General features: G+C 69.8%; 2 protein-coding genes. Both read left to right on the top strand.

Annotation, left to right across the window (positions count from 1 at the left end; genetic code table 11):
• Window positions 1–127: 127 nt before the first annotated feature.
• The gene (locus tag ACWDNU_RS45365; protein WP_355275295.1) at window positions 128–874 is read left to right on the top strand and encodes an MBL fold metallo-hydrolase; all 747 of its coding nucleotides are present in this window, start codon (window positions 128–130) and stop codon (window positions 872–874) included.
• Window positions 875–979: 105 nt separating this feature from the next.
• Window positions 980–1822, top strand: coding sequence for a Fic family protein (locus ACWDNU_RS45360; RefSeq protein WP_449673390.1), 843 nt, complete (start codon window positions 980–982; stop codon window positions 1820–1822).
• Window positions 1823–1857 lie beyond the last annotated feature (35 nt).

Below are 1857 nucleotides of genomic sequence, written 5' to 3'. Positions count from 1 at the left end.
CGCGGCCAGCACCTTGACGCCCGGGGCCGCCACGCCGACGTACGGCCCGATCTGGTGAGGCGACTCCTCCCTACCGGCCTCGACGGTCGGTAGGGTCGGGAGCTGTTGCTCCAGGGAGGATTCGCTCATGCGCTACCAGCAAGTTGGTGACGAGGTGTTCACCATTCGGGGCACCGAGGTGAATATGGTGCTGCTGCGGGACGGGCGGGACCTCACGCTGATCGATGCCGGCTGGCTGGGGGATGCCGGGGTGATCGAGCGGGTGGTGCGGGAGCTCGGGCATCGGCCGGAGGACATCGTCGCGGTGCTGCTCACGCACGCTCATCTCGATCATGTCGGGGCGCTGAATCATCTGCACCGGCGGTACGGGATTCCCGCGTACACCAGTGCCGTCGAGGTGCGGCACGCGCGGGGAGAGTGTCATGAGTCGGCCACTCCGCTGGATGTGATCAAGCGGCTCAACGATCGCGCGACGATCGGGTGGGCCGCGCGGATCACCGCCGCGGGTGGCTTGCGCAAGAACACCGTCGCGCACATCCAGCCCTTCCTCGCCGAGGGGGCGCTGGACTTTCCGGGCAACCCGGTCCCGATCGCCTGTCCCGGGCACACCTCGGGCCACTCGGCCTTCCACCTCCCCGCGGCGGGTGCCATCGCGACCGGCGACACCCTCGTCACCGCGCATCCGACCTCGAAAACGGTCGGTCCGCAGCTACTTCCGAGCTTCTTCAACCACTCCACCCCCGCCACGCTGGCCGCGCTCACCACCCTCGAATCCGTCCCGGCCGAGCTGGTCCTGCCCGGTCACGGCCTCCCCTTCCGCGGCGGCATCGCCGAGGCGGTCGCCCGAGCCCGCACGACGCCCATTCAGCCTTGAAATGCCAACAGCGAGTAGCCATCTCATTGGTGGCGTCGGCAGCCGCAAACGCGGATAGCCACTGAAGTAGTCGCGTTCCGGATAGTGAAAGTACAGTAATAGCTCATGAATTGGCCTGCTCATCATGTCGAGCAGCGTCCCTGGACGGCGCGCGACGGATCGCGAGCCGGCCCCGCGCCCGAGTCGGTGGCGGTGTCCATCCCGCCGCGCATCGCCGATCTCGACTTCGATTCCCGGCGAACGACATCGGCCAGTGAGGCCGCGCTGATCGCGGTGACCCATCTCGAGGCGGGCCAGGGCCAGTATTCGGCGTCGCTGCGCGAATTCCTGCTGCGCGCCGAGGCGGTCGCGTCGTCGCGGATCGAGCACGTCGACGCGGGCTGGCGAGCGTTCGGCAAAGCCTTCGGTGGCGCGGCGACCCGGCCAGAGGCGGAGGCACAGGTGAGTGCGGTGCGCAGCCTGGCCGGCCTGGTCGACGCGGGGGCCACCGGCCGGATCACCGAGGCGAATCTGCTCAGCGCCCACCGCGTGCTGATCGCCCCGGAGTGGGAGAAGGCGGGCCGCTTCCGCACGGCGCAGACCTGGATCGGCGGCAGCGACTACACCCCGCTGCACGCGCTGTATGTCCCCCCGCCGCCGGAACTGGTGCCCGAATTGGTGGCCGACCTGCTCGCCTTCGTCGCGCGCGGTGACCTGCCGATCCTCGTGCAGGCCGCGATCGCGCACGCGCAGTTCGTCTCGATCCACCCGTTCGTCAGCGGCAACGGCCGGATCGGCCGCGCGCTGGTGAGCGCGATTCTGCGCAGGCGCGGGCTGACCGATCGGGTGACGGTGCCCTTCTCCTCGGTCATGCTCGCCGACTCCTCGCGCTACTTCGCGCAGCTGGATGCCTACCGGGGCGGCGCCGCCGACGAGTTCGTCGCCTCCGGGTCCCAGTTCGCGGCGTAGCCCAGCACGAGCACGCCCTCGCCGGCCTTGATCGT

Source organism: Amycolatopsis sp. NPDC003676, from assembly GCF_053587275.1.
Note: the sequence above shows the minus strand (reverse complement) of the source record. Positions and strands in the feature narration are given on the sequence as shown.

What these genes read in the sequence shown, in the direction of transcription:
- ACWDNU_RS45365 (WP_355275295.1), top strand. Translation starts at nt 128, where the DNA reads ATGCGCTACCAGCAAGTTGGTGACGAGGTGTTCACCATTCGGGGCACC.
- ACWDNU_RS45360 (WP_449673390.1), top strand. Translation starts at nt 980, where the DNA reads ATGAATTGGCCTGCTCATCATGTCGAGCAGCGTCCCTGGACGGCGCGC.